The following is a 20,177-nucleotide window of genomic DNA, read 5'->3' on the forward strand; positions in this document are numbered from 1 at the left end:
TACCTTTGGATAGTGAAGCAGGTCTGTCAGCCGATCTAAACTTTCCTAGACAACGGCACATTGTCAGGAAAAATAGATGCAAAATCCTGGTTGTACCTTCTCCCTTCTGTCATTTTCCCTACACAGTCAGTCAGAAGTACGCATTTTACCTCTTAGTGATGGTCTGAGCAACCAACAGTCAATTAATCAAGCTTAACTGTAATGCCCTTTGTAACTCAGCCAGTTCATCACGATGGGCAATTACAGTAATTGTGCTTGGGGAGGTTTGCTCCTTGGGGATAGGTTCCAGTTTGAGCGAAACCTTCTCAAGTCTTCCTGCTTTTTGCCAGTAAAACCAACCGCTCACAGGTGCAAGCAGGATTAACAACAAAAATAACTGTCCGATATTCGGAAACACTAGCGATAATACCAGTGATAAGCACAGAAGACCAGTCAATGCCAGTAGTGATAAAAATATTGCCAAAAACCAACTGGGTCTGACAAATCCTTCAAAAGTCACTTCATTATTTTTTTGATCTACGGCTGTTACTCTGTAAGAACGGGACTGAAAATAGTCTTTCAATTCCTTCATCAAAGCAGCTTCATCTTGTTGAGAAGTTAATTTAGCTACCTCTGTACGGTCTTTAGTGGCAGCACGAATAAAGAACCACAGCCCGACTAATAATAGCAAAGTGAGCAGGAAAGTAGATGGTAAAACAGCTGAATCCATAACCTTGTTGACTGGAGGAGACTTATCATAATCAATTATTGGTCAAATTGACCTCTAGTTGATGTACTCTTGCCAAAGAGTAGGGTGTAAAAAGTGAAAAATTAAAAATTGAAAATGAGTACAAGACTGAAGCAAAACCTCAGCAAGTATGGATTTGAGATTATTTCTCAACCTGATTCTTAGAGTAGTTCAGGTTGAGATTTTGAGACTTTCGATTTTCAATTGAGTATAATCAACACCCAAAAACCTTGAAGAGTCTATTCACTGGCTTAACTTTATGACACAAAACCCCGAAAACTCCTCCTCCAATCTCCGAGCGATCGCTGAAATGTTTCGTTTAACAGGTTGGATCAGTTTCTGGATACAGTTAGTGCTGGGAGTGATTTCTGGCATCATTATCTTGCTATTTGGCATCTTTAGTCAAAGAGCAGGTAGTCCTAGCAACAACCCAGGTACAGGGTTTGGAGTGTTTTTGGCTATTTGTGGACTAGTAGTTTTAGGTGCAGGTATTTATTTAGCTTATCGTTACACCCGCATTGGCAATCAACTTCAATCTTCCAACCCCAACAATCGTCCTCGCAAGCTAGAAACCATACAAATATTGCGCTTAGGACTCTGGATAAATTTAGGAGGAACACTAGTCACGTTGATTGGGGCCCAAGCTATAGTCGGAACATTAGTAGCTAGGTCTATATCTCCCCAAGCTATCAGCACACAACTATTTGACCCCAATCGCATTATCAGCGGTTTAGATATGCTAGTGGTTCAAGCTAACACTAATACCGTTTCTGCTCATGTTGCAGGGTTACTAGCATCACTGTTATTACTCAACCGCATTACCAAGTAAGAAGATAAAAAATACAGCAAGTACATTGCTTACCATCTTATTGAGCAGGTTTAGCAATATCCCCAACTTTAAATTTCCCACCAGAGATAATTTTGCCCACACTAGAACTATCATCAGCTTCCACTATCTCAATCACACCTAGTGGTTGTGTAATACTACGGATAACTTTTCCAGTAGCTGGATCTTTTACTTGTTTTGTGACTCGCTCAATCGACAGTTTAATTCCTGTGCGATAACCATCGGATTTACCTTTATTTAAAACAACACTATTTCCCGTCACGTCAGCAACCACAGCATTTACAGTGGGTGCTGCTTTTGGTAAAGCAGCTAATTTACTAGATTTAGCATTTAATTCAGTTACCACTTGTTCAATAGCTTTCTCAGTGGCTAATGTCAATAACTTACCTTCATTACTAGTAGAAGAACCACCACCAATTCCTAGTATGGAAACTTGACTGTCTGACTGACTTTGATTGCCATTTCCTTCTGCTACAAATAATATTTCCGCTGTATTTGTATTCACAACTCGAATATTCAATTTTACATAGGCATCTGTATCAGTAGAACCTGCACCAATGCCCAGAAAGCCACCACCAGAACGTCTTTGTTGTAAATCAAATTGAGTAACTGAGCCAATGACGATCGCATCTACACCTAATATCCGGCCAATTTGAGCCGCTGTACTAGCGTCTAATCGTCCAGAAGCACCTAAATTCTGTTCCCGCAGAATGGCATCTAATTGACTGCGTTCCACAACAACAAAATTACCGTCTTTAACTAATCTATTAACTAAGATATCGCTAACACCTTTACTGCCACCTTGAATAATTGATAATAAACTGGGATTACTAACACTGCTAAAATCAAAATCAAGTACAGCTATTCTGACCTTTTCATTAGCAGCTATTTTGAAGTTAGTTAAGGAATGACTCTTCTGAGGAAAATTGACAGCTTGACTTTCATTGGCATTTGCAGACTCTACACCAAAACCAACTAAATTTAGAGCTAAACATGAAGTTATAAACGGTAAATATAAGCTCGATTTTAAACCTGGATTGTTATAGGAGTGGCTCAATTGATGCATCTATTTATCCTCACTTAGTGAACTTGCGGTACGGAGCAAATATACCAAAAAATTTTTGCTACGGTAAAGTACAGTTATAAATACATATTGGAAAATCACATTTCCGTAAACGCTCACTTTTATTCGTCATTCCCAATTAAAGGCAGAAAATATTTGGTTCTTTCTATAGTCTCTCGGTCATGGATAGTATAAATACATAAATTATCAGTATAATTTTTAACTGATTTATCGTTTTCACATCTTCCACAGACTGTAAATACGAATGAAGTGAAACCAGTGGATTTTTGGAAAAACCCTCACTCCTCCACACAATAATTATTTAATCTGACTAATGACTAATGACTAAAAATCAGGATATGCTGATGTTTTGGCAGAAAGATATAGGCGAAAAATTGAGTAAAATCTGTGCTAGATATTAAGCAAATACGGGAAAATCCCCAATTCGTTCAAGAACGCTTGAATAGTCGTAGTGGTAAATATGACATCCAGCCAATTTTAGAGTTAAATCAAAAGCAACGGGAACTAGAAAGTACACGTAATCAACTTCAGGCCCGTAGCAATGAAATTGGTAAACTCGTTGGTCAAAAGGTCAAATCTGGTGTTAATCCCCAAGATCCAGAAATTCAAGCCTTAAAAGATGAAGGTAATTCCATTAAAGCGCAATTAAGTGGACTGGAACCCCAAGAGAAAGAATTCAAAGCTCAAATTGAGGAGTTGGTGTTAGCACTGCCTAACTTACCTAGCGATTCTACACCCTTTGGTCAAAGTGAGGAAGAAAACCAAGAAGTCAGACGCTGGGGAGATGAATATATTCCCCAAAACCCAAATATCCTCCCCCATTGGGAAATTGGTGAAAAGTTAGGTATTCTCAATTTTGAACGTGCGGTCAAAATTGCCCAAAGTCGGTTTGTCACCCTGGTTGGTGCAGGTGCAGCTTTGGAGAGGGCATTAATTCAGTTTATGCTGAAGACACAAACAGAAGCTGGCTATGTAGAAGTTAGTCCTCCGTTATTGGTAAATACTGATTCTTTAACTGGCACTGGCCAGTTACCAAAATTTGGAGAAGATAGCTTTAAATGTGCTGATGATGATTTGTGGTTGATACCCACAGCAGAAGTTCCTGTAACTAACCTTTATCGGGGGGAAATTCTGAATGGGGAAGATTTGCCAATTTACCACTGTGCTTATACTCCCTGTTTTCGTCGAGAAGCAGGAAGTTATGGAAGAGATATGCGGGGTTTAATTAGGTTGCATCAATTCAATAAAGTTGAGTTGGTAAAACTTGTTCATCCTAGTTCTTCTTTTGATGAATTAGAGAAATTAGTCGGCAATGCGGAAGCGATTTTACAGGCTTTAAAATTGCCATACCGGGTGATTAATTTATGTACAGGTGATTTAGGTTTTGGGTCAACAAAAACCTATGATTTAGAAGTTTGGTTGCCTTCTGCTGGGAAGTATCGAGAAATTTCTAGCTGTTCAAATTGTGGTGATTTCCAAGCGAGAAGGGCAGATATTCGTTTTAAGGAAGGTAATAAGAAAGGAACGCAATTTGTCCATACTCTCAACGGTTCTGGTTTAGCTGTGGGTAGAACAATGGCAGCTATTCTGGAAAATTATCAGCAACCAGATGGCACAATTCAAGTACCAGAGGTGTTACAGGTTTATTTGGGTAGGGAGGTTTTGTGATTTAGGATTTTTGTAGAGACGTTTTCAGGGTACGTCTCTACTATGAAAAAAAAGTTATTTATTTTTCACATCACGTAAATTTATTAATTCTTGGCATAAATACCCAAGTTGCTGACATGAATCTTCTTCATACCCTGTCAGATTTCCTAGACTCCAAGACCATAATTTCTCCTTCAACTCCTAGCTATTACTACCAAGGAAAATGTCCCCAAACTGGTGAACTATTAAAGCTACCACGCACAACTTTAGCAGAAGCCATAGCCCAAGGTTTAATGGCACAATTACAAGAAAATAACCTTTATTCCCATGAAGGAAAAATGTATGGAATTTTAATAGTTGAGTTAGTAACTGGTGAACAAAGAGTAATTAAAGCTTTCTCAGGATTATTGAATGGTTGCAGTATCGTTGATGGTTGGGTTCCACCTATTCCCGGTAGAGAAGAAGTAGCTTTATTGGAAGCACAAACTTTAGCAGCATTAGAAAATATTAAACAAGAACTTATTCACCTGCAACAACTACCAGAACGACAAAAATATGCAACATTAACAGCCGAATTTTACCAGGAATTACAAACTATCGATATTCACCATCGTCACAACAAACAACAACGCCAAGAAAAACGCCAGCAACTATGTCAAACACTCACAGGTGAAACCCTTTCTTTAGCCATAGCCCAACTGGAAACAGAAAGCCAGAAAGAAGGAATTGCCCGCCGTCACCTCAAACGTCGTCAAAATCTTGTTTTAAAGCCTCTCCAAGAGCTAATAGCTGCCGCAGATACAAAGATTAGAGACCTCAAACAACGCCGCAAAGAACTATCTCGACAGTTACAAGCTCAAATGCACGCTGCCTACAGTTTAACTAATTTTTCTGGGCAGTCTTTATCATTGCAGGAATTACTACCCGCAGGAACACCCACGGGTACAGGTGACTGTTGCGCTCCTAAGTTATTACATTATGCTGCCACTCATCAACTAAAACCTATCGCTATGGCTGAGTTTTGGTATGGCCCTTCATCTGTACAGGATAAAGTACAGGGTGAGTTTTACGGTGCTTGTGAGGAAAGGTGTCAACCGTTGATGGGGTTTTTGTTATCGGGACTGCAATCTCATTATTTTCTCAAAGGAGAGGAAAGTCATCTGCGCTTTTCTCCTACTCAGGAGTCGAGTGGTAATGAGGAAATTATTTATGAAGATGAATGGCTAATAGCGGTGAATAAGCCCCCAGGCTTGCTGTCTGTACCAGGACGCTATCATGATAATCAAGATAGTGTTCTCAGTCGCTTGCGTCTTCGCTATGGTGGAGAATTAATGGCTGTGCATCGATTAGACCAAGAGACTTCAGGAATATTACTTATAGCCAAAGACAGTTTTAGCTATTCTCACCTGAGTCAACAGTTTCAACAACGAAAAATTCACAAGGTTTATGAAGCTATTCTGGCCGGTAATCTCAAGGTAAATACAGGTGTAATTAATTTACCTTTGTGGGGAAATCCAGAAAAACGACCTTATCAACAAGTTGATTTTCAATATGGTAAACCGAGTATTACTCAGTTTCGAGTGATAGAACGAGTAGACAATTACACTCGTGTGGAATTTATCCCGTTAACGGGACGCACTCACCAATTGCGAGTTCATGCAGCTGATCAACAAGGACTAGGTATAGTGATTTTAGGCGATCGCTTCTATGGTTGCAATGCTGGTGTCACACGATTACATCTCCATGCGCGAGAACTGACCTTTCAACATCCCCATTCCGGGCACAAAATACATCTCCACACCAAAACGCCATTCTAAATCATTCCCATCCCTGCATTTCTACTAATTCCATACACAAATTATTAATTAGCTCTAAATCTGGTCGATGAGGTAAATTTGATTGTTCATAAAACACATCCATTTGTTTGACTAAATCATCAGCCATACTCATCACCTGTTCATAGCTATATTCTCCCTCCCGAATTGCTTGCAAATCCTCAATATCACCAGCAATTCTCCGGTCTACAATTATTTCTCCACGCTGCAATATTTCCAAACCACTCCGCAGCAGTCGAATACAGTGCATTCCATGTTTCAAATCAAAACCTGACTTTCTTTCCATTTCAGCCCTAGCGGGATTACGATTTTCTTGCCAAGACAGATAAGCCTTCCACTCCCGCAAGGCAATTTGATAATTTTGACTCTTTTTTAATAACCGAATAAAATCTTTCCGACTATGAGTAAAATTCTGTGTATATGCTAAAGCCTCATCTGGTAAAGCATATTGTTTCAACATTCCTTTAAAATCAATATCTGCCGTCAACAGTTTATATAGTTGCTCAGATTCTTCCAGAAATTCTATTTTTCCTCTAATTAATATATAAAGATATTCCAAAAAAGCATTTAACTCATCTTTAGATAAAGGCTCTTCATCTTCAATGCCAAAATCAGCAGGAACAGGTTTCTTACTAGGTGGATTTAATAACCACTTGCGATGGGTTTCCATTTTCTTAATTTGAGCAAAAGCATAACCAGCATAGGTATGTTTAACTTTCTTGCTCAAAAATATTTGGCGGTGACTGATTAAATGCTGTCCCACAGCAGTTAAAACAGGGTAATTTTCTAACCACAACAATTCTAAAACATTCGGATTTGCTCCTGCTAATAAATTAATAATTTTCCTTAACTCATAAATCACCGTATCTTGATTATTATCCAAAAAGGGTAAAATACCTGGTTCATGCCAACCAGTATCTTTTTGTTCAATCTGATCAAATCCCAAATAATAACGTTTGGGAGCAATAAACACTCCCCGGTAATCATAATCAGAATCAGGACGATTTAACCCATAACCATGACTACCTGCTAACCCGATGAAAATGGTTCTTGCTTCTACTGCTCGTCTTTCCATGGCCACCAGTTGATACTCGCATTATTCACAACTTTAATTTTTGCCTTCCTGTCTGTAATCTGTACGTCTCTGGAGTAAAAAAATAAAAATCTGAGCAAATCTAACTTGCTGCTCAGATTCTGGAGTTTAGTTCTGTGTCCTGATTATCTACAACAGCAAACCCGCCCATTCCAGTCAACGCCAGCAAAATTTTTATTTTTTACAATTCTTGACTGATAAATTGCAAACAATATATGATGTTAGATTGTCTGTCTAATTTCCGCTCGGATCAGGTAGACACAATTGAAAAGCTGGCAAAAGCAATTAACTGCGTCTCTACAAGAGATTAACTCCAGCTACCTGTACGGCAACCTGCAAAAAAAATTCCATGACCTACGCAATTATTGAAACTGGTGGCAAACAACTCAAAGTAGAAGCAGGTCGTTTTTACGACATTGAACTACTCCACGCCGAACCAGAAGAAAAAGTTACAATAAACTCTGTATTACTTGTGCAGCATGATGGTGAAGTCACCATTGGCCAGCCATTAGTAACTGGTGCCACTGTAGAAGGAACAATTTTGAGACATTTGAGAGGTCGCAAAGTTATCGTCTACAAGATGAAGCCTAAGAAGAAAACCCGCAAAAAACGGGGTCATCGTCAGGAAATCACCAGACTTTTGATTAACTCTATCACTCTCAACGGTACAGTTTTAGTTTCTGAAGACGCACCAATCTCTGTCACTCCCGCTGTGGAAAGTGCCGCAGAAGAAGCTGCTGCGGAATAATTAATCAATAATTAAACAGAAACATAAATTCAGCACGAGGAAATCATGGCTCATAAGAAAGGAACAGGTAGTACACGCAACGGTCGTGACTCTAATGCTCAACGACTAGGTGTAAAGCGTTTTGGTGGTCAAGTTGTGCGTGCAGGGAATATTCTGGTACGTCAACGGGGAACCAAATTCCACCCCGGTAACAATGTGGGTATTGGTAATGATGACACCTTGTTTGCCTTAGTTGACGGTGTAGTTACCTTTGAAAGAAAAGGTAAGTCTCGCAAAAAAGTTAGCGTTTACCCCGCTGCAACTGAAGCTGTAGCTAGCTAATTTTTCACTCAGTTGTCAATGGTTTGAGTTGAATTTAACTTTGCTATTGACAACTGAAGCAAGATTATACTAATTGATTCAGGAATGCACCGCCTACCAAGCCAGCAATAGAAGTGATAGACATCAAAGTAAAAGCCAGACTTTCCTTGACTCCAGCAGATTGAAAGTCTATTTTGACAAGAATTGTCGCTGCTATCATTAGCAAAGTATCCAAAAATACCTTAAACCAGGCCAGCATCAGAAAAAAGAGAAATGCTGCTGCTACAGTAGCCCCAAAAGCTCTGATATTAGATTTGAGGAAGATGCTGTAATATTGGGCTAATTTTGACCAAGGAGTAGTCAAGCCGAGTAGCAAGATTAAGATAGCAACTAAAATTACTAGCCAAATAACCCAAGAGACATGGGTTTCTGATATTACCCAGCCTAAAGTACCATAACTTAGCAGCACTAGTGCTAGGGAAAACCAAGGAATTATTTTGAAAATGGACATAGGTTGGTATTCCCAAGACTGGGTACAGCTATTTCTACCCTCAGGTATAGGAAATCAAAGGCCATATTGAACCTAACCCAAGATAGAGGCTGCCCAATCTGTTTGTTTTGTTTAGTGAGTATAACTCGTGTGTGAGCAAGGACTAGTTAGACCTTGAGAGCATAGTTGCGAGTGAAGTGAGACGGATGCAGATTTTTCTAGCCTTTAATCTCAGTTTAACATCATCTTTTTTTCTCACCCAACCTATGGGCAATTAAACTCTCCCGAAAAAAGCTAACAAGTTTGGTGAGAATTACGGTAGAAATAAGTTAAATATGATCTTAAACATTTGTAAACTGTTAGCAGTCGAATAGCCGCTTGTCACATCTGAAGGACTGACCATGAGACAACTTGTTATTGCTGAACGCGTATGCCTAATAGGTCATATCGTGTCTATGGTATTTGGACTAGTAGGGATATTGCTAGTTATTCCTAACCCCGAAATTATTTCCAGCTTATCTGAAGTTGGAGAACAGGCTATGCAAATGAGTATGGCTGGTGGTGGGGTAGTGTATATGATTTTGGGTGCGGCTGGGGTGTTCCTGTATGCCTACCGAACTTTGGGTTTAGGTCGCGCTTTGGCTTTTCTATTACCTTCTGTGTTGATTTCTTTAACCAGTGAATTATTAGGGACTAGCACAGGCTTTCCTTTTGGTCACTACAGCTATCTGAGTGGCTTGGGTTACAAAATTGCTGGTTTAGTACCCTTCACAATTCCCCTGTCTTGGTTTTACTTGGGATGTGTGGCTTATGTACTAGCACGAGTTGGCTTAGAAGTTGATAGAAAACCCTCTTTGTTGCGGCATATTGGTGCAATTGGTTTGGGTGCTTTGCTGCTGACATCTTGGGATTTTGTCCTTGACCCTGCCATGAGTCAAACTTCTCTTCCCTTCTGGTACTGGCACAAACCAGGTGCTTTCTTTGGAATGCCCTATCAAAACTTTGTGGGCTGGATGGGAACTGGTATGGTGTTTATGTCAGTTGCTGCCCTATTGTGGAAAAATAATCCCATTAAATTAGAACGTTTTCCGCTGACCGTACCTTTAATAGTTTATTTAGGGAACTTTGGTTTTGCCACAGTGATGAGTTTAGCGGCTGGTTTCTCTATCCCTGTTTTACTAGGTTTAGTGCTTGGTGTCACTCCGGCTGTAGTCCTGTGGTTAAAGGGTTCTAGTGCATCTGCTACTCCTCTTGCTGTTGAACCAGTAGCTAAGGAAGTGTCAGTTGCTAGCGTTAAGGTTGCTCTTAAGTAAGCTGAATGAAAAGGTGCTGAGTAAATTCAGTAGACAAATACTCAGCACGCTTCATGCTTGTCTTGGGGGTGTGAAGCGCCTCTTCACACCCATACCCCTATTTTTGCTTGCAACTTGCTTTATCTGCGGATAAAGTCTGGGAAAATTTAATAATTGTTTAGACTCTTCTAGTTTGATTATCTGCACGTCTTAAGACGGCAAAGCGTCCACAAAGTTTTAATAGCTGAGTATTTTGATTATAGACAGCCTTCTCCCTCTCCTCTTACTCTTATTTCAAGTCCCAGCCACAGCCATTCTTTTATCTCGACTGTTGAAGGGGCCTATGCGCCATCCACCTCTACAACCACAACAGCCAACACCGGAAATGTTAGGTAGTGTGAGCATTGTAGTCCCGACTCTCAATGAGGCTTTACGAATTAGCCCTTTATTGGCTGGTTTAAGTCAACAAAGTTATGAAGTGAGGGAAATCATTGTTGTTGATAGCAGGTCTGTAGATGGTACACCAGACTTGGTAAAAGCTGCTAATACCAAAGACCCCCGCTTTCGTGTGTTTACTGATGACCCTTTACCACCTGGTTGGGTGGGTCGGCCTTGGGCTTTACATAATGGTTTTTTGCAAACTGCCAAAGGAAGTAAGTGGTTTTTGGGGATGGATGCAGATGTTCAGCCTCATCCTGGCTTGGTAGCAAGTTTAGTGGAGACGGCAGAAGCAGAGGGTTATGATTTGGTGTCCCTGTCACCCCAGTTTATTCTCAAATATCCAGGGGAATGCTGGCTGCAACCAGCTTTATTAATGACCCTGCTATATCGATTTGATTCTGCTGGTGTGAATAGTTCCCAAGCAGAAAGGGTGATGGCCAATGGACAATGTTTTTTATGCCGTCGTGAGGTTTTGGGGGCGGTAGATGGTTACAGTAGTGCTAAGGGTTCGTTTTGTGATGATGTCACTTTGGCGCGGAATGTGGCAGCACAGGGCTTCCAGGTGGGTTTTTTAGATGGGGCCAAGGTGCTCAAGGTCAGGATGTATGAGGGGGCGTGGGAAACATGGAAGGAATGGGGACGTAGTCTTGATTTGAAGGATGCTTCTTCCCGCGCGCAAATTTGGGGTGATTTGTGGTTACTGTTAGCTGTTCAGGGTTTACCTTTGATAGTTGTTTTGAGTTACCTCCTCATTTCCCCACCTATTCATCTGACCATGTCTTTGTTGCTGGGTCTGAATATATTTCTGCTGATAATTCGCTTTGCTTTATTATTAGCGATCGCTCCTTCTTATGATCGGACAAATTCCCAAGGTGGTTGGTTATTTTGGCTTTCTCCCCTAGCTGACCCCTTAGCAGTGTTGAGAATTTTTCTATCTGCATTCCGCCAGCCACGAGAATGGAGGGGCAGAGAATACGCTGATATGGTGTCTGGTTGAAAGAAAGCAGGGGTTATTGGTATGGCTGAGGCCATACTCCTGAACTTCTCAGTTACTTCACCCTATTCCACATCATTGCCTAGCTTGTCACCACGTTCTAATTCCCAAAGAATTTGATTTCCTTCTCTGCGTACCCGTGAAACTATCCAGTTACGCCAGCGCCATTGGTCTCCACGACTGGTGACAGCACTAGCATGAACATCCATTAAATCTGCTAATTCAGAACTGGTAATTAAGTAGCCTTTTTCTGCAATTTCATCAGCAATACGCAATGTTTCCACCAAGTTACGGAGTTGGGAAACTCTCATTTCCGGCGGTTTTTCGTCATTTGTGGTTGCAGCCGATGCTGTAGGTGGTTCCATAGTGGTTAAGTCTGATGCAAAAGTATTGCAATCCTGTGTATCTTTGTTAATTATTGTAGAGTTTAGTGCGGATTCTGATACTTTTGCTACTTTTGTTAAAGTTAATTTAGGTAAAGATTGGTAAATATTGGTAGATGGTAATTGTTGCAAAGAGGGGATTTTACCAGTAGCAAAAGAACGTGCGATCGCATCACATCTTTCGTTACCGATATTACCGGAATGTCCTCTCACATGTTGCCAGTTGATTAGCCGATTATTAAGATTGTCAAGACTTTCTAACAAATCTTGATTTTGGACTGGGTTGCCATCGGCTTTTTTCCAGCCTTTCTTCTTCCAGTTTTTCACCCATTTGGTGACACAGTTGATCAGATACTCGCTATCAGTGTAGAGATTGATTGGTTGGCTTTGTCCAGAGGCTTGGAAATATTCCAAGGCAGCGATCGCTGCCTGCATTTCCATTTTATTATTGGTAGTATGGCGGGAACCATCGCCCATTTCATAGACTGAGCCATCATTAAAATAAACCACCACACCCCAACCACCAGGGCCAGGATTACCTGTGCAAGCGCCATCAGTATATATACTTTCTATTATGCGTTGGGTAGACATAGTCAGCGATTTCAAATTCATCAACAAAGCAGAAAATTACAGAAAAATTAATTAGTAATCAAGCTAAAGAATAACTAAGATTAACACAATCATCTCCACAATGTTATTTAACATTAGGTGGCAGAATATTCAATAATAAGGGTAATTGTACACTTACTATTGTGCCTATATGGAAATCAGAGCGTATATTTAAATCTCCACCATGGGCATTAACAATTCGCTTACTAATTGCTAAACCTAAGCCAGTACCATCAGGTTTAGTGGAAAAAAAAGGCTGCATCACCTGAGTTAATATATTTGGGGGGATAGGTTCTCCATCATTTTGAATATCAATAGTAATTTGACCTGGACAACTCAAATTTAAACTGCATTTGACAACAGCACCTGGTGAACTAGCCTCAAAGGCATTACGCATCAAATTAATAAATACTTGTTTGAGTTTATCCCCATCTGCTAAAACTTTTACCATTTTATTAGCCGGAATAAATGCAATTTTTTTATCTTGTGCCTCTGCCATTGATTGCACATATATCAACAATGTTTGGATAAATTCATGTATTTCTAGTTCAGCAAGCTGTAAAACTTGAGGTTTGGCATATAATAAAATTTCATTTAGCAATCTTTCTAAACGATTGGCTTCACTAAGTGCTAAAAATAATCGCTCTTGAGCATCATCATTAAAAATATGTTTTTGAAAATACTTTAATCCCATTTTCATCGTTGTCAAGGGATTGCGAATTTCATGAACTATACTAGCTGTAAATTCTCCAATTGCTGCTAGAGTTTCTTGCTCAATTAATTTCCCTTGTGCTGCCTTTAATTCAATTGTTCGTTTTTCTACTTCTGCTGCCAAAATTCGATTAAATTGACACTGTTGTTGATAAAGTTGATAATGATCAATTGCTGTAGCGGCTCTTTCTGCAAATAATTCGACGATTTCAATTTCTTCAGGACTATATTTGCGCGGTTGTTGATGAAATGAGCAAATAGTACCAATGATTTCACCTTGAGCAGTTCGCAAAGGGATTCCTAAATAGGAACAATATCCTGCTGGTGCTTCTCCATATTCAGGATGTTGATTGACATCTTCAACTGCTAGGGAGTGACCAAGTTCTATGACTGTTCCTGTCAGTGAACCGTGCAAGGCATAAATATGTTCTCCTGCACCCATATCAATGCTACTAGCTAAAACATTTTCTAACCCAGCTTGACAAAGGGTAACAACTGACCAATGGACATCTATCAGTTCACTCACTCCACAGGCAATTTTTTGTAAATAAAGACTTAATTCTCCAGTCCGATAATTTAAAGACGATAAAAGCTCTATTACTTTTAACTGGCGTTTAATTAACTGGTTTGAAAAGTTTTGATCATCACTAGCTTGCATCGGTTGTTGTTTTAAATAGCCAGATATTAAGAGTATGTTGAATATTTGTATATATTTTTTAGTGAAATTTTACATTTATCAATGTAGCATCTAGATCATTAACGTGGATATGTTTTCCTTTTCAGCCTGTGTTTTTCTGTGTTTTCTATCCCTTCCAGATTAGGTGGTTTCTTGTTTCATGAATGAGACACGCTTGCATACAGAGTTTATATGAGATGTTCCTGAGAAACTGATAAAAAAATTTTCAACATCATATCATTTATAGAATAAGTAAATTTTTATTGTGAATAATCTTAAAACTTGTTTCTTGTATTAATATTATCTATTAATCAAATCCATAGATGAACAAGTGCAACTACATACCCTTGTCAAGGATGGAGATTTTACATTTGATGTCTATACAATAAACAATCTGAAAATAATATCACAAAAATCATAAATATTTATGAGTTACGCACAATTTACAGAATAATGAACCATGAAGACAATGAAGCAATAAGGTTTGAGAGAAATTTTGTGTAAGTTCTCATATTATTATTTCCGTGATGTTAACACATTTTCTAGCATGGTAGCTACTATATGAACCCTCAAATTATAGGGATCATCCCAAATGTGTAAGTTTATTTTTTCTGAGTTTTTAACTTAAAAAAGACATGACATGAACAAACCACGAAGATACAAATAACACGTATCGCTAAAGCGAAAGCTTCGCTAACGCGGAGCCTTTTCGGCTAATTATTCCGCGTTTTTGCAAAATAGAGATGCTCCCAAATCATAAGTTACAAAACTATATTGTATAGGTTATTATTGATGATTATATCAAAAGATAAGTTCTCACTTATTCTCTCCTTTGGGGATTAATCACTTAGTTTGGTTATAGTAATGAATGTGAATGCAAGTAATAGTGATGGTATAGACAGATTTATTTACGGAAAGATTCAAAATTTTTCCCTAAAATCACGCTTGATTATGGGAATTATATTTATATTTGCGTTCGGAGTATTTGGCTTAAATATATGGATAAATTTAGAAATTCATCAAATGATTATGAGGACTAATCCTCAAGCCAATTTATACATTTTAAGTTTAATTCCCCAAGTGAGAAATATGAGTATATTATGGCTGGTGCTGACAACAGTCATGACTAGCTTATTTATCAAGCAATCCCTCTTTTCATTACAACAAATGAATGATTGGGCTATCACTTGTATTACCAACCCAAATCCACAGGAAATCAAGTTAAAAGGTATCCCTAAAGAAATTAGAACCTTAGCACATAGTTGGAATGAACTGTTAATGCAGTTGCACAATATTAAAGAGCAACAGAGACAATTAATTAATGATTTAGCCCATGAATTACGCACGCCATTAACAATGATTTTTGGCTATTTGCAACGCACCTTAAAACGTAGCCAAAATTTAACTGATGCTCAAAAAGAAACCTTAGAAATGGCAGTAGCAGATGCAGAACGCATGATTGAAATTTTACAAGATTTCCTAGATTTAGCCAGAGCGAGTAATAGTGTCATGCCCTTACCTGCAACTATAGTCTTGATCAATGATGTATTGATAGACATGGCACAAATTACAGCTAAATTTGAACATAGAAAAATTGATTTAGATTTACCTCCTGTTTCGATTAAAGTCAAGGCAGATTATCAACAATTAATGCAGGTATTTAAACATTTACTCAATAATGCAGTGAAATTTTCAAATGATAGGGAACCAATTACTTTACAACTAAATGAAGGGAATGGTTGGGTAACTGTGCAAGTGAGCGATCGCGCTCCCACAATTCCCGAACAAGAATATGCTCGCATCTTTGAGCCTTTTTACCGCATCGATTCATCTCGTACCCGTGCAACTGGGGGGACTGGTTTGGGTTTAGCCATAGTCAAACGTTTGGTAGAAAATATGGGTGGTCAGATTGCAGTCCAACCCAGACCCATGCAAGGAAATACTTTTATGATCAAACTACCTAGCATAGATTCAAAAATATGACAGCACATATCCTGATGGTGGAAGATGAAGTTAAACTGGCCCGCTTTATTGAATTAGAACTCAACAGCGAAGGATATCAGGTCAGTGTTGCTCATGATGGAATTACAGGTTTAACCTTAGCACGAGAGTCTACACCAGATTTATTAATCTTGGATTGGATGCTCCCGGATTTATCTGGTGTAGAAATTTGTCGTCGGTTGCGAACTACAGGCAATCTAGTACCAGTAATTTTGTTAACAGCGAAGGATGAAGTAAGCGATCGCGTCACCGGCTTAGATGCAGGTGCGGATGATTATGTAGTCAAGCCATTTAGTATTGAAGAATTACTCGCGAGAATCCGTGCTCATTTACGTCGAACTCAAGAAACCGATAAAGACATACTATCATTTGATAATTTAAGTTTAAATCGTCGCACCCGTGAAGTATTTCGAGGTAATCGCACCATCGAATTAACAGCTAAAGAATTTGATTTATTAGAATATTTCCTCACTTATCCTCGTCAAGTTTTAACTAGAGAACAAATTTTAGAACAAGTGTGGGGTTACGATTTCATGGGAGATTCTAATATTATCGAAGTTTATGTTCGTTACCTCCGGCTAAAATTAGAAGAAAATCAAGAAAAACGTTTAATTCATACAGTGAGAAGCGTCGGTTATGCTTTGCGCGAATAACACTAATAATGAATCAACGCTGGGGAGATAACTGAGGAGATTCAATTGTACACATTTGAGTATCACACTTATATTCATACAATTTATAAATATAAGGCTCTTGCCAAGATAGAGAAACTTCTAATAGTGCTTTACTGCCGCTCATACCTTGGGCTATAAACAATAATAACGCTATACTATTTAAGATAATGTGAACACGCCGCCAAACATTGGTTTTATCTTTATAAATATCTGGTAAAATAGCTAAGGAAAAAATCATTAATAAAGCCGCAGTTAAACCATAGTAATAATGAGAAATATACCATTTATCAGTTTGCCGATAAATTCCCTCTTGACAACCAAGTATCACTAAACCCATACCAGTTAAAGTGGCAAAAATTCCCCGCCACCGTTTATCCTTGGCTTTATATAACAGAGCTTGGGCAGCAATAGTAGCAAGAAATAAGACAACAATAAAAATGACTTGAAAAGAATTCTTACTCCAAATTTTTTCATCAACAATATGACCGAAAATATCATTGCCTAAAGCTAAAAGGACAATCCCAACTACAGCACCTGTTAACCACCGACCAAATTGAACATGTTCTTGGCCGACTGCTGGAGAAATTTTGCTTTTACCTGTAGCTTTAGCTTCTAAACGACGTTGACGAGTTTGCCATGCGCGATGCACGATAATACCAATTAAAGGAAAAACTACAATTACAGCAATTACCGGATGTAATAATAAAATTATATCTCTGTAGGCCATATTCAGTACCTAAGCAAAATTAATTGCACATATTTATTGAAAACAAAAATCTCTGTATTTCTTACCTGTGAAGATTATCTCTCTTCAATATCAAATTTATTGGGCATGACTATTGATTAACTGAAAATGTGAGTAAATCAAGAAGGCAGAATACAGAAGAATAAAAGATTGTACAGCTAAATGCAGGACGAAAATTGATGACAAATATATGACGTAAAAATCTTGAAATTTTAACTTCTGAATTCTGCTGTCTATTGCTTTCCCCTTATTTAACTTCTTCTGGTGCAAAGGCAGTGATCTTACCAGATTTTAGGGCAACTACAACATCATAAGTTGCACAGTAAGAAATTGTAATATTATTTGCTTTGTTGTAGAGATTTACTACCATACCTGCACCACCAGGTTGCACAGAAATTGGTTCTAAATCACCAAAAAAATAACGTCTCAGTTGATCACCACTACCAAATTGCCCCTTACTTTTATTCAGCATATCGATTTTTTGTTTACTGCTTAAGCCTGTAGCATCTTTCATTTCCTGCTTCATTCCTTGGGCCGAGACAGGATGAATAGCAGGAAAAGGAGCATTAACAACAGCAAGCATTCCAGCGACAATTACAGTAGCAATGAAGGGAGAATGAGATTTCATTTGTCTATCCTTAATAATGCGACTATATTCAGGTTCACATTTACTACTGAATTACATCTGAAACCTCAATACTAATTATCTGAATTTATGCCTATAAATAATTAACAGGTCATTCAGCATTTTCTCAGAATCAGCTTATCTCAGTTTCAATTTTATACCTTAGAATGGATCAAATTGCTGGCAGAATTGTGGCTTTATGGGTGAAAAACGAAAAAAGAGGTCACATCTTATACTTAAAATTCCCGGACAAGCATATCTGTGGCTAGCAGTCTTGATTTTTGGTGCATCTAACGCTGTCACCCGCAAGTTAACAGAAATTGGTGCTCAAAATTTTATAGGCGATCGCAATCCCATTTCTTTGTGTAACGTTTTATTAGTGGGTAACTTGTGTGCGTTGTTAGTATTGATCACCATATATTGGCAACAGTGGAACCAGACCAACTTACAACAAATTTCAAAACAAGATTGGTTTTATCTCTCCATAGTTGCTATCTTATCTGGTGCTATTGCTCCCGGTTTGATTTTCCAAGCATTAGCACTAACTAACGTCAATAATATTATTTTAGTAGGTCGCCTAGAACCCCCCCTAATCATCGCTTTATCAATCTACGTACTCAAAGAAACAGTCAGTCTATGGGAAATTTTCGGTTCCTTGGTGGCTTTTTTCGGTGTAGCGTTAACCATTTTTCTTCAGACTCCCAAAACAACCATGGTTAATATGGCAGGTTTCACCTTGGGACTGGGGGAAGTATTGGCTGCGATAGTGGCAATTATCACCGCCATTTCCACAATTATTGGCAAACAAAAAATATCTCATATTCCCGCAGGTATCTACAATATATATCGCACTGCACTAGGCAGCATTATATTTTTTTTTATTGCCTTAACTCTCTATGGTGCCGACCATTTTATGGATGTATTCTCACCTTTTTTATGGAAATGGATGTTAGTTTATGGAGCAATAATCGTAGTTTTAGGGCAGTCATTTTGGTTAAAAGGTTTAAGAAGCACTACTACATCTGAAGCCTCCTTAGCAGGTTCTATGACCCCACTAGCAGGCATTTTAGCTGCCTATTTAATCTTAGGTGAAGTGCCGAACCAAGCTCAATATTGGGGTGGAAGTTTAATATTACTAGGAATTATCCTCAGTCAAATTGGGATTCACAAGCAACTTGCTGATCAAAGAAAATCTGCTGGGCAAAATTCTCTAACTAAAGAGCAAATGATTGAATCTGCTATGGGATTCAAGGGATTATAATTTCTTTTCTCATTTCACCAGAAATGCAAAATCCCACCACCAAGAGGTGTGGGATTGCATCAAATTATCATTATGCAAAACTTTACAGCTGATCCAATTGCTTGCGGAGGGCATCTAACTCAGCATCAACAGGTTCAGCGGCTTTAGGACTGGGGGTTTCTTGTGCTGCGGGGAGGGTTTTTGGTTCTGGTGCAGGTGCGAGGGATGCTTTCAACGCAGCTAATTCATCATCAATATCGCTGCTACCTTCCAACTGAGCAAATTGGTGTTCTAAATCTGCACCCACTAACTCCGCAGTAGATTGAGCGCGAGCTTCTTGCATTAATACCTTCTCTTCCATCCGCTCAAAGGCTGCCATGGCGCTGCTGGTATTCATGCCACTAACCATTGCACCCAATTGCTCTTGGGCTTTGGCTGCGGTAATCCGTGCTTTGAGCATTTCTTTCTTGGTTTTGGCCTCAGACAGTTTGCTCTCTAACTGAACCAGATTGCGCTTGAGAGTTTCTACCTGGGTTGTCTGCTGATCTAGACTGGTTTTGAGAGCAGTGCTAGTTTCTGAGTAGGTTTTCTTGCGCTCTAGAGCTTGACGGGCTAAGTTTTCGTCACCTTTTTGGATCGCTAGTTGAGCGTTACGTTGCCACTTATTAATTTCATTTTGGGCATCATTGTACTGTTTCTCAGTGCGTTTTTGTGCAGCGATCGCTTGAGCCACACCCTGACGCAACTGTACCAAGTCCTCCTGCATCTCCAGGATGGCTTGTTCTAGCATTTTCTCTGGGTCTTCGGCTTTACTGACCAAATCATTCAGGTTAGCACTAACTACTCGTTTCAGGCGATCAAATAATCCCATAATTTTGTTTTTCCTTTTGAGGTTTACGCACTTGGTGGACAGTGAGCTTGTTTAATTTTTAATAGCTACTTTTCAATCTAATCTTTTTACTTGGCATTAGTCTCTCTTTCCATTCTGAATCATCAAGAGGTAAATTAGCTAGAT

General features: G+C 38.9%; 19 protein-coding genes. 10 read left to right on the forward strand and 9 right to left on the reverse strand.

From position 1 onward, the window contains the following. Positions 1-178: 178 nt before the first annotated feature. Positions 179-709 carry a cofactor assembly of complex C subunit B gene (locus H6G73_RS06335; protein ID WP_190602366.1) on the reverse strand — a complete coding sequence of 177 codons (531 nt, stop codon included), beginning with the start codon at positions 707-709 and terminating at the stop codon, positions 179-181. Positions 710-986: 277 nt separating this feature from the next. Between H6G73_RS06335 and H6G73_RS06340 the strand changes: the two genes are divergently transcribed. Next, a complete protein-coding gene (locus H6G73_RS06340) occupies positions 987-1,556 on the forward strand; it encodes a DUF3611 family protein (RefSeq protein ID WP_190602368.1) in 570 nt (189 codons plus the stop codon). Positions 1,557-1,593: 37 nt separating this feature from the next. Here H6G73_RS06340 and H6G73_RS06345 read toward each other — a convergent pair whose 3' ends face one another. Next, on the reverse strand, positions 1,594-2,640 hold the full coding sequence (locus H6G73_RS06345) for a CsgG/HfaB family protein (RefSeq protein ID WP_242034127.1): 1,047 nt from the start codon (positions 2,638-2,640) through the stop codon (positions 1,594-1,596). A gap of 405 nt (positions 2,641-3,045) precedes the next feature. Between H6G73_RS06345 and serS the strand changes: the two genes are divergently transcribed. Together serS and H6G73_RS06355 are read left to right on the forward strand one after the other, a co-directional pair. Then, positions 3,046-4,326, forward strand: coding sequence for a serine--tRNA ligase (serS, locus tag H6G73_RS06350; RefSeq protein WP_190602370.1), 1,281 nt, complete (start codon positions 3,046-3,048; stop codon positions 4,324-4,326). Positions 4,327-4,442: 116 nt separating this feature from the next. Beyond that, positions 4,443-6,122 carry an RluA family pseudouridine synthase gene (locus H6G73_RS06355; protein WP_190602372.1) on the forward strand — a complete coding sequence of 560 codons (1,680 nt, stop codon included), beginning with the start codon at positions 4,443-4,445 and terminating at the stop codon, positions 6,120-6,122. A 1-nt stretch (position 6,123) separates the two neighbouring features. On the opposite strand, the gene H6G73_RS06360 is transcribed toward H6G73_RS06355, so the two are convergent. Continuing rightward, a complete protein-coding gene (locus H6G73_RS06360) occupies positions 6,124-7,215 on the reverse strand; it encodes a nucleotidyltransferase domain-containing protein (RefSeq protein WP_190602374.1) in 1,092 nt (363 codons plus the stop codon). A 367-nt stretch (positions 7,216-7,582) separates the two neighbouring features. Here H6G73_RS06360 and rplU point away from each other — a divergent pair, with 367 nt between their 5' ends. Further along, on the forward strand, positions 7,583-7,981 hold the full coding sequence (gene rplU, locus H6G73_RS06365) for a 50S ribosomal protein L21 (RefSeq protein ID WP_190602376.1): 399 nt from the start codon (positions 7,583-7,585) through the stop codon (positions 7,979-7,981). Between the two features lie 45 nt (positions 7,982-8,026). Next, positions 8,027-8,302 carry a 50S ribosomal protein L27 gene (gene rpmA / locus H6G73_RS06370; protein WP_190602378.1) on the forward strand — a complete coding sequence of 92 codons (276 nt, stop codon included), beginning with the start codon at positions 8,027-8,029 and terminating at the stop codon, positions 8,300-8,302. 64 nt (positions 8,303-8,366) lie between these two features. Here the strand turns inward: rpmA and H6G73_RS06375 are convergent, their stop codons facing one another. Next, the gene (locus tag H6G73_RS06375) at positions 8,367-8,792 is read right to left on the reverse strand and encodes a hypothetical protein (protein ID WP_190602380.1); all 426 of its coding nucleotides are present in this window, start codon (positions 8,790-8,792) and stop codon (positions 8,367-8,369) included. Between the two features lie 380 nt (positions 8,793-9,172). Here H6G73_RS06375 and cruF point away from each other — a divergent pair, with 380 nt between their 5' ends. Both cruF and cruG read left to right on the forward strand, forming a co-directional pair. Then, positions 9,173-10,084, forward strand: coding sequence for a gamma-carotene 1'-hydroxylase CruF (gene cruF / locus H6G73_RS06380; RefSeq protein ID WP_190602382.1), 912 nt, complete (start codon positions 9,173-9,175; stop codon positions 10,082-10,084). 232 nt (positions 10,085-10,316) lie between these two features. Then, positions 10,317-11,501, forward strand: a complete 1,185-nt coding sequence (cruG, locus tag H6G73_RS06385) for a 2'-O-glycosyltransferase CruG (RefSeq protein WP_190602384.1) — start codon at positions 10,317-10,319, stop codon at positions 11,499-11,501. Positions 11,502-11,563: 62 nt separating this feature from the next. On the opposite strand, the gene rnhA is transcribed toward cruG, so the two are convergent. Both rnhA and H6G73_RS06395 read right to left on the reverse strand, forming a co-directional pair. After that, positions 11,564-12,472, reverse strand: a complete 909-nt coding sequence (gene rnhA, locus H6G73_RS06390) for a ribonuclease HI (RefSeq protein ID WP_190602386.1) — start codon at positions 12,470-12,472, stop codon at positions 11,564-11,566. A gap of 103 nt (positions 12,473-12,575) precedes the next feature. Then, entirely contained in the window at positions 12,576-13,859 is a 1,284-nt protein-coding gene (locus H6G73_RS06395) for a GAF domain-containing sensor histidine kinase (protein ID WP_190602388.1), read from the reverse strand. 1,047 nt (positions 13,860-14,906) lie between these two features. On the opposite strand from H6G73_RS06395, the gene H6G73_RS06400 reads away from it, so the two are divergent. Both H6G73_RS06400 and H6G73_RS06405 read left to right on the forward strand, forming a co-directional pair. Then, positions 14,907-15,860 (forward strand): sensor histidine kinase, encoded by a 954-nt coding sequence (locus H6G73_RS06400; protein ID WP_190602390.1) that lies wholly within the window; start codon positions 14,907-14,909, stop codon positions 15,858-15,860. After that, the gene (locus H6G73_RS06405; protein ID WP_190602393.1) at positions 15,857-16,531 is read left to right on the forward strand and encodes a response regulator transcription factor; all 675 of its coding nucleotides are present in this window, start codon (positions 15,857-15,859) and stop codon (positions 16,529-16,531) included. The genes H6G73_RS06400 and H6G73_RS06405 overlap by 4 nt, the downstream gene beginning before the upstream one ends. Before the next feature lie 13 nt (positions 16,532-16,544). On the opposite strand, the gene H6G73_RS06410 is transcribed toward H6G73_RS06405, so the two are convergent. Together H6G73_RS06410 and H6G73_RS06415 are read right to left on the reverse strand one after the other, a co-directional pair. Further along, complete coding sequence (locus H6G73_RS06410; protein ID WP_190602395.1) at positions 16,545-17,279, reverse strand: DUF4079 domain-containing protein; 735 nt, start codon at positions 17,277-17,279, stop codon at positions 16,545-16,547. A 265-nt stretch (positions 17,280-17,544) separates the two neighbouring features. Further along, a complete protein-coding gene (locus tag H6G73_RS06415; RefSeq protein ID WP_190602397.1) occupies positions 17,545-17,925 on the reverse strand; it encodes a hypothetical protein in 381 nt (126 codons plus the stop codon). 196 nt (positions 17,926-18,121) lie between these two features. On the opposite strand from H6G73_RS06415, the gene H6G73_RS06420 reads away from it, so the two are divergent. After that, on the forward strand, positions 18,122-19,183 hold the full coding sequence (locus H6G73_RS06420; RefSeq protein ID WP_190602399.1) for a DMT family transporter: 1,062 nt from the start codon (positions 18,122-18,124) through the stop codon (positions 19,181-19,183). Between the two features lie 82 nt (positions 19,184-19,265). Here the strand turns inward: H6G73_RS06420 and H6G73_RS06425 are convergent, their stop codons facing one another. Then, entirely contained in the window at positions 19,266-20,033 is a 768-nt protein-coding gene (locus tag H6G73_RS06425) for a PspA/IM30 family protein (protein WP_190602400.1), read from the reverse strand. Between the last annotated feature and the right edge of the window lie 144 nt (positions 20,034-20,177).

Source organism: Richelia sinica FACHB-800, assembly GCF_014698825.1.
In the GTDB taxonomy this organism is placed as follows: Bacteria; Cyanobacteriota; Cyanobacteriia; order Cyanobacteriales; family Nostocaceae; genus FACHB-800.

Bases quoted from the DNA above. Each gene is read 5' to 3' on its own strand.
- H6G73_RS06395 (WP_190602388.1), bottom strand. From the start codon at position 13,859: ATGCAAGCTAGTGATGATCAAAACTTTTCAAACCAGTTAATTAAACGC.
- rpmA (WP_190602378.1), top strand. From the start codon at position 8,027: ATGGCTCATAAGAAAGGAACAGGTAGTACACGCAACGGTCGTGACTCT.
- rplU (WP_190602376.1), top strand. From the start codon at position 7,583: ATGACCTACGCAATTATTGAAACTGGTGGCAAACAACTCAAAGTAGAA.
- H6G73_RS06375 (WP_190602380.1), bottom strand. From the start codon at position 8,792: ATGTCCATTTTCAAAATAATTCCTTGGTTTTCCCTAGCACTAGTGCTG.
- H6G73_RS06400 (WP_190602390.1), top strand. From the start codon at position 14,907: ATGAGGACTAATCCTCAAGCCAATTTATACATTTTAAGTTTAATTCCC.
- cruF (WP_190602382.1), top strand. From the start codon at position 9,173: ATGAGACAACTTGTTATTGCTGAACGCGTATGCCTAATAGGTCATATC.
- H6G73_RS06360 (WP_190602374.1), bottom strand. From the start codon at position 7,215: ATGGAAAGACGAGCAGTAGAAGCAAGAACCATTTTCATCGGGTTAGCA.
- H6G73_RS06345 (WP_242034127.1), bottom strand. From the start codon at position 2,640: ATGCATCAATTGAGCCACTCCTATAACAATCCAGGTTTAAAATCGAGC.
- H6G73_RS06340 (WP_190602368.1), top strand. From the start codon at position 987: ATGACACAAAACCCCGAAAACTCCTCCTCCAATCTCCGAGCGATCGCT.
- H6G73_RS06415 (WP_190602397.1), bottom strand. From the start codon at position 17,925: ATGAAATCTCATTCTCCCTTCATTGCTACTGTAATTGTCGCTGGAATG.
- rnhA (WP_190602386.1), bottom strand. From the start codon at position 12,472: ATGTCTACCCAACGCATAATAGAAAGTATATATACTGATGGCGCTTGC.
- H6G73_RS06425 (WP_190602400.1), bottom strand. From the start codon at position 20,033: ATGGGATTATTTGATCGCCTGAAACGAGTAGTTAGTGCTAACCTGAAT.
- H6G73_RS06410 (WP_190602395.1), bottom strand. From the start codon at position 17,279: ATGGCCTACAGAGATATAATTTTATTATTACATCCGGTAATTGCTGTA.
- H6G73_RS06355 (WP_190602372.1), top strand. From the start codon at position 4,443: ATGAATCTTCTTCATACCCTGTCAGATTTCCTAGACTCCAAGACCATA.
- H6G73_RS06335 (WP_190602366.1), bottom strand. From the start codon at position 709: ATGGATTCAGCTGTTTTACCATCTACTTTCCTGCTCACTTTGCTATTA.
- H6G73_RS06405 (WP_190602393.1), top strand. From the start codon at position 15,857: ATGACAGCACATATCCTGATGGTGGAAGATGAAGTTAAACTGGCCCGC.
- H6G73_RS06420 (WP_190602399.1), top strand. From the start codon at position 18,122: ATGGGTGAAAAACGAAAAAAGAGGTCACATCTTATACTTAAAATTCCC.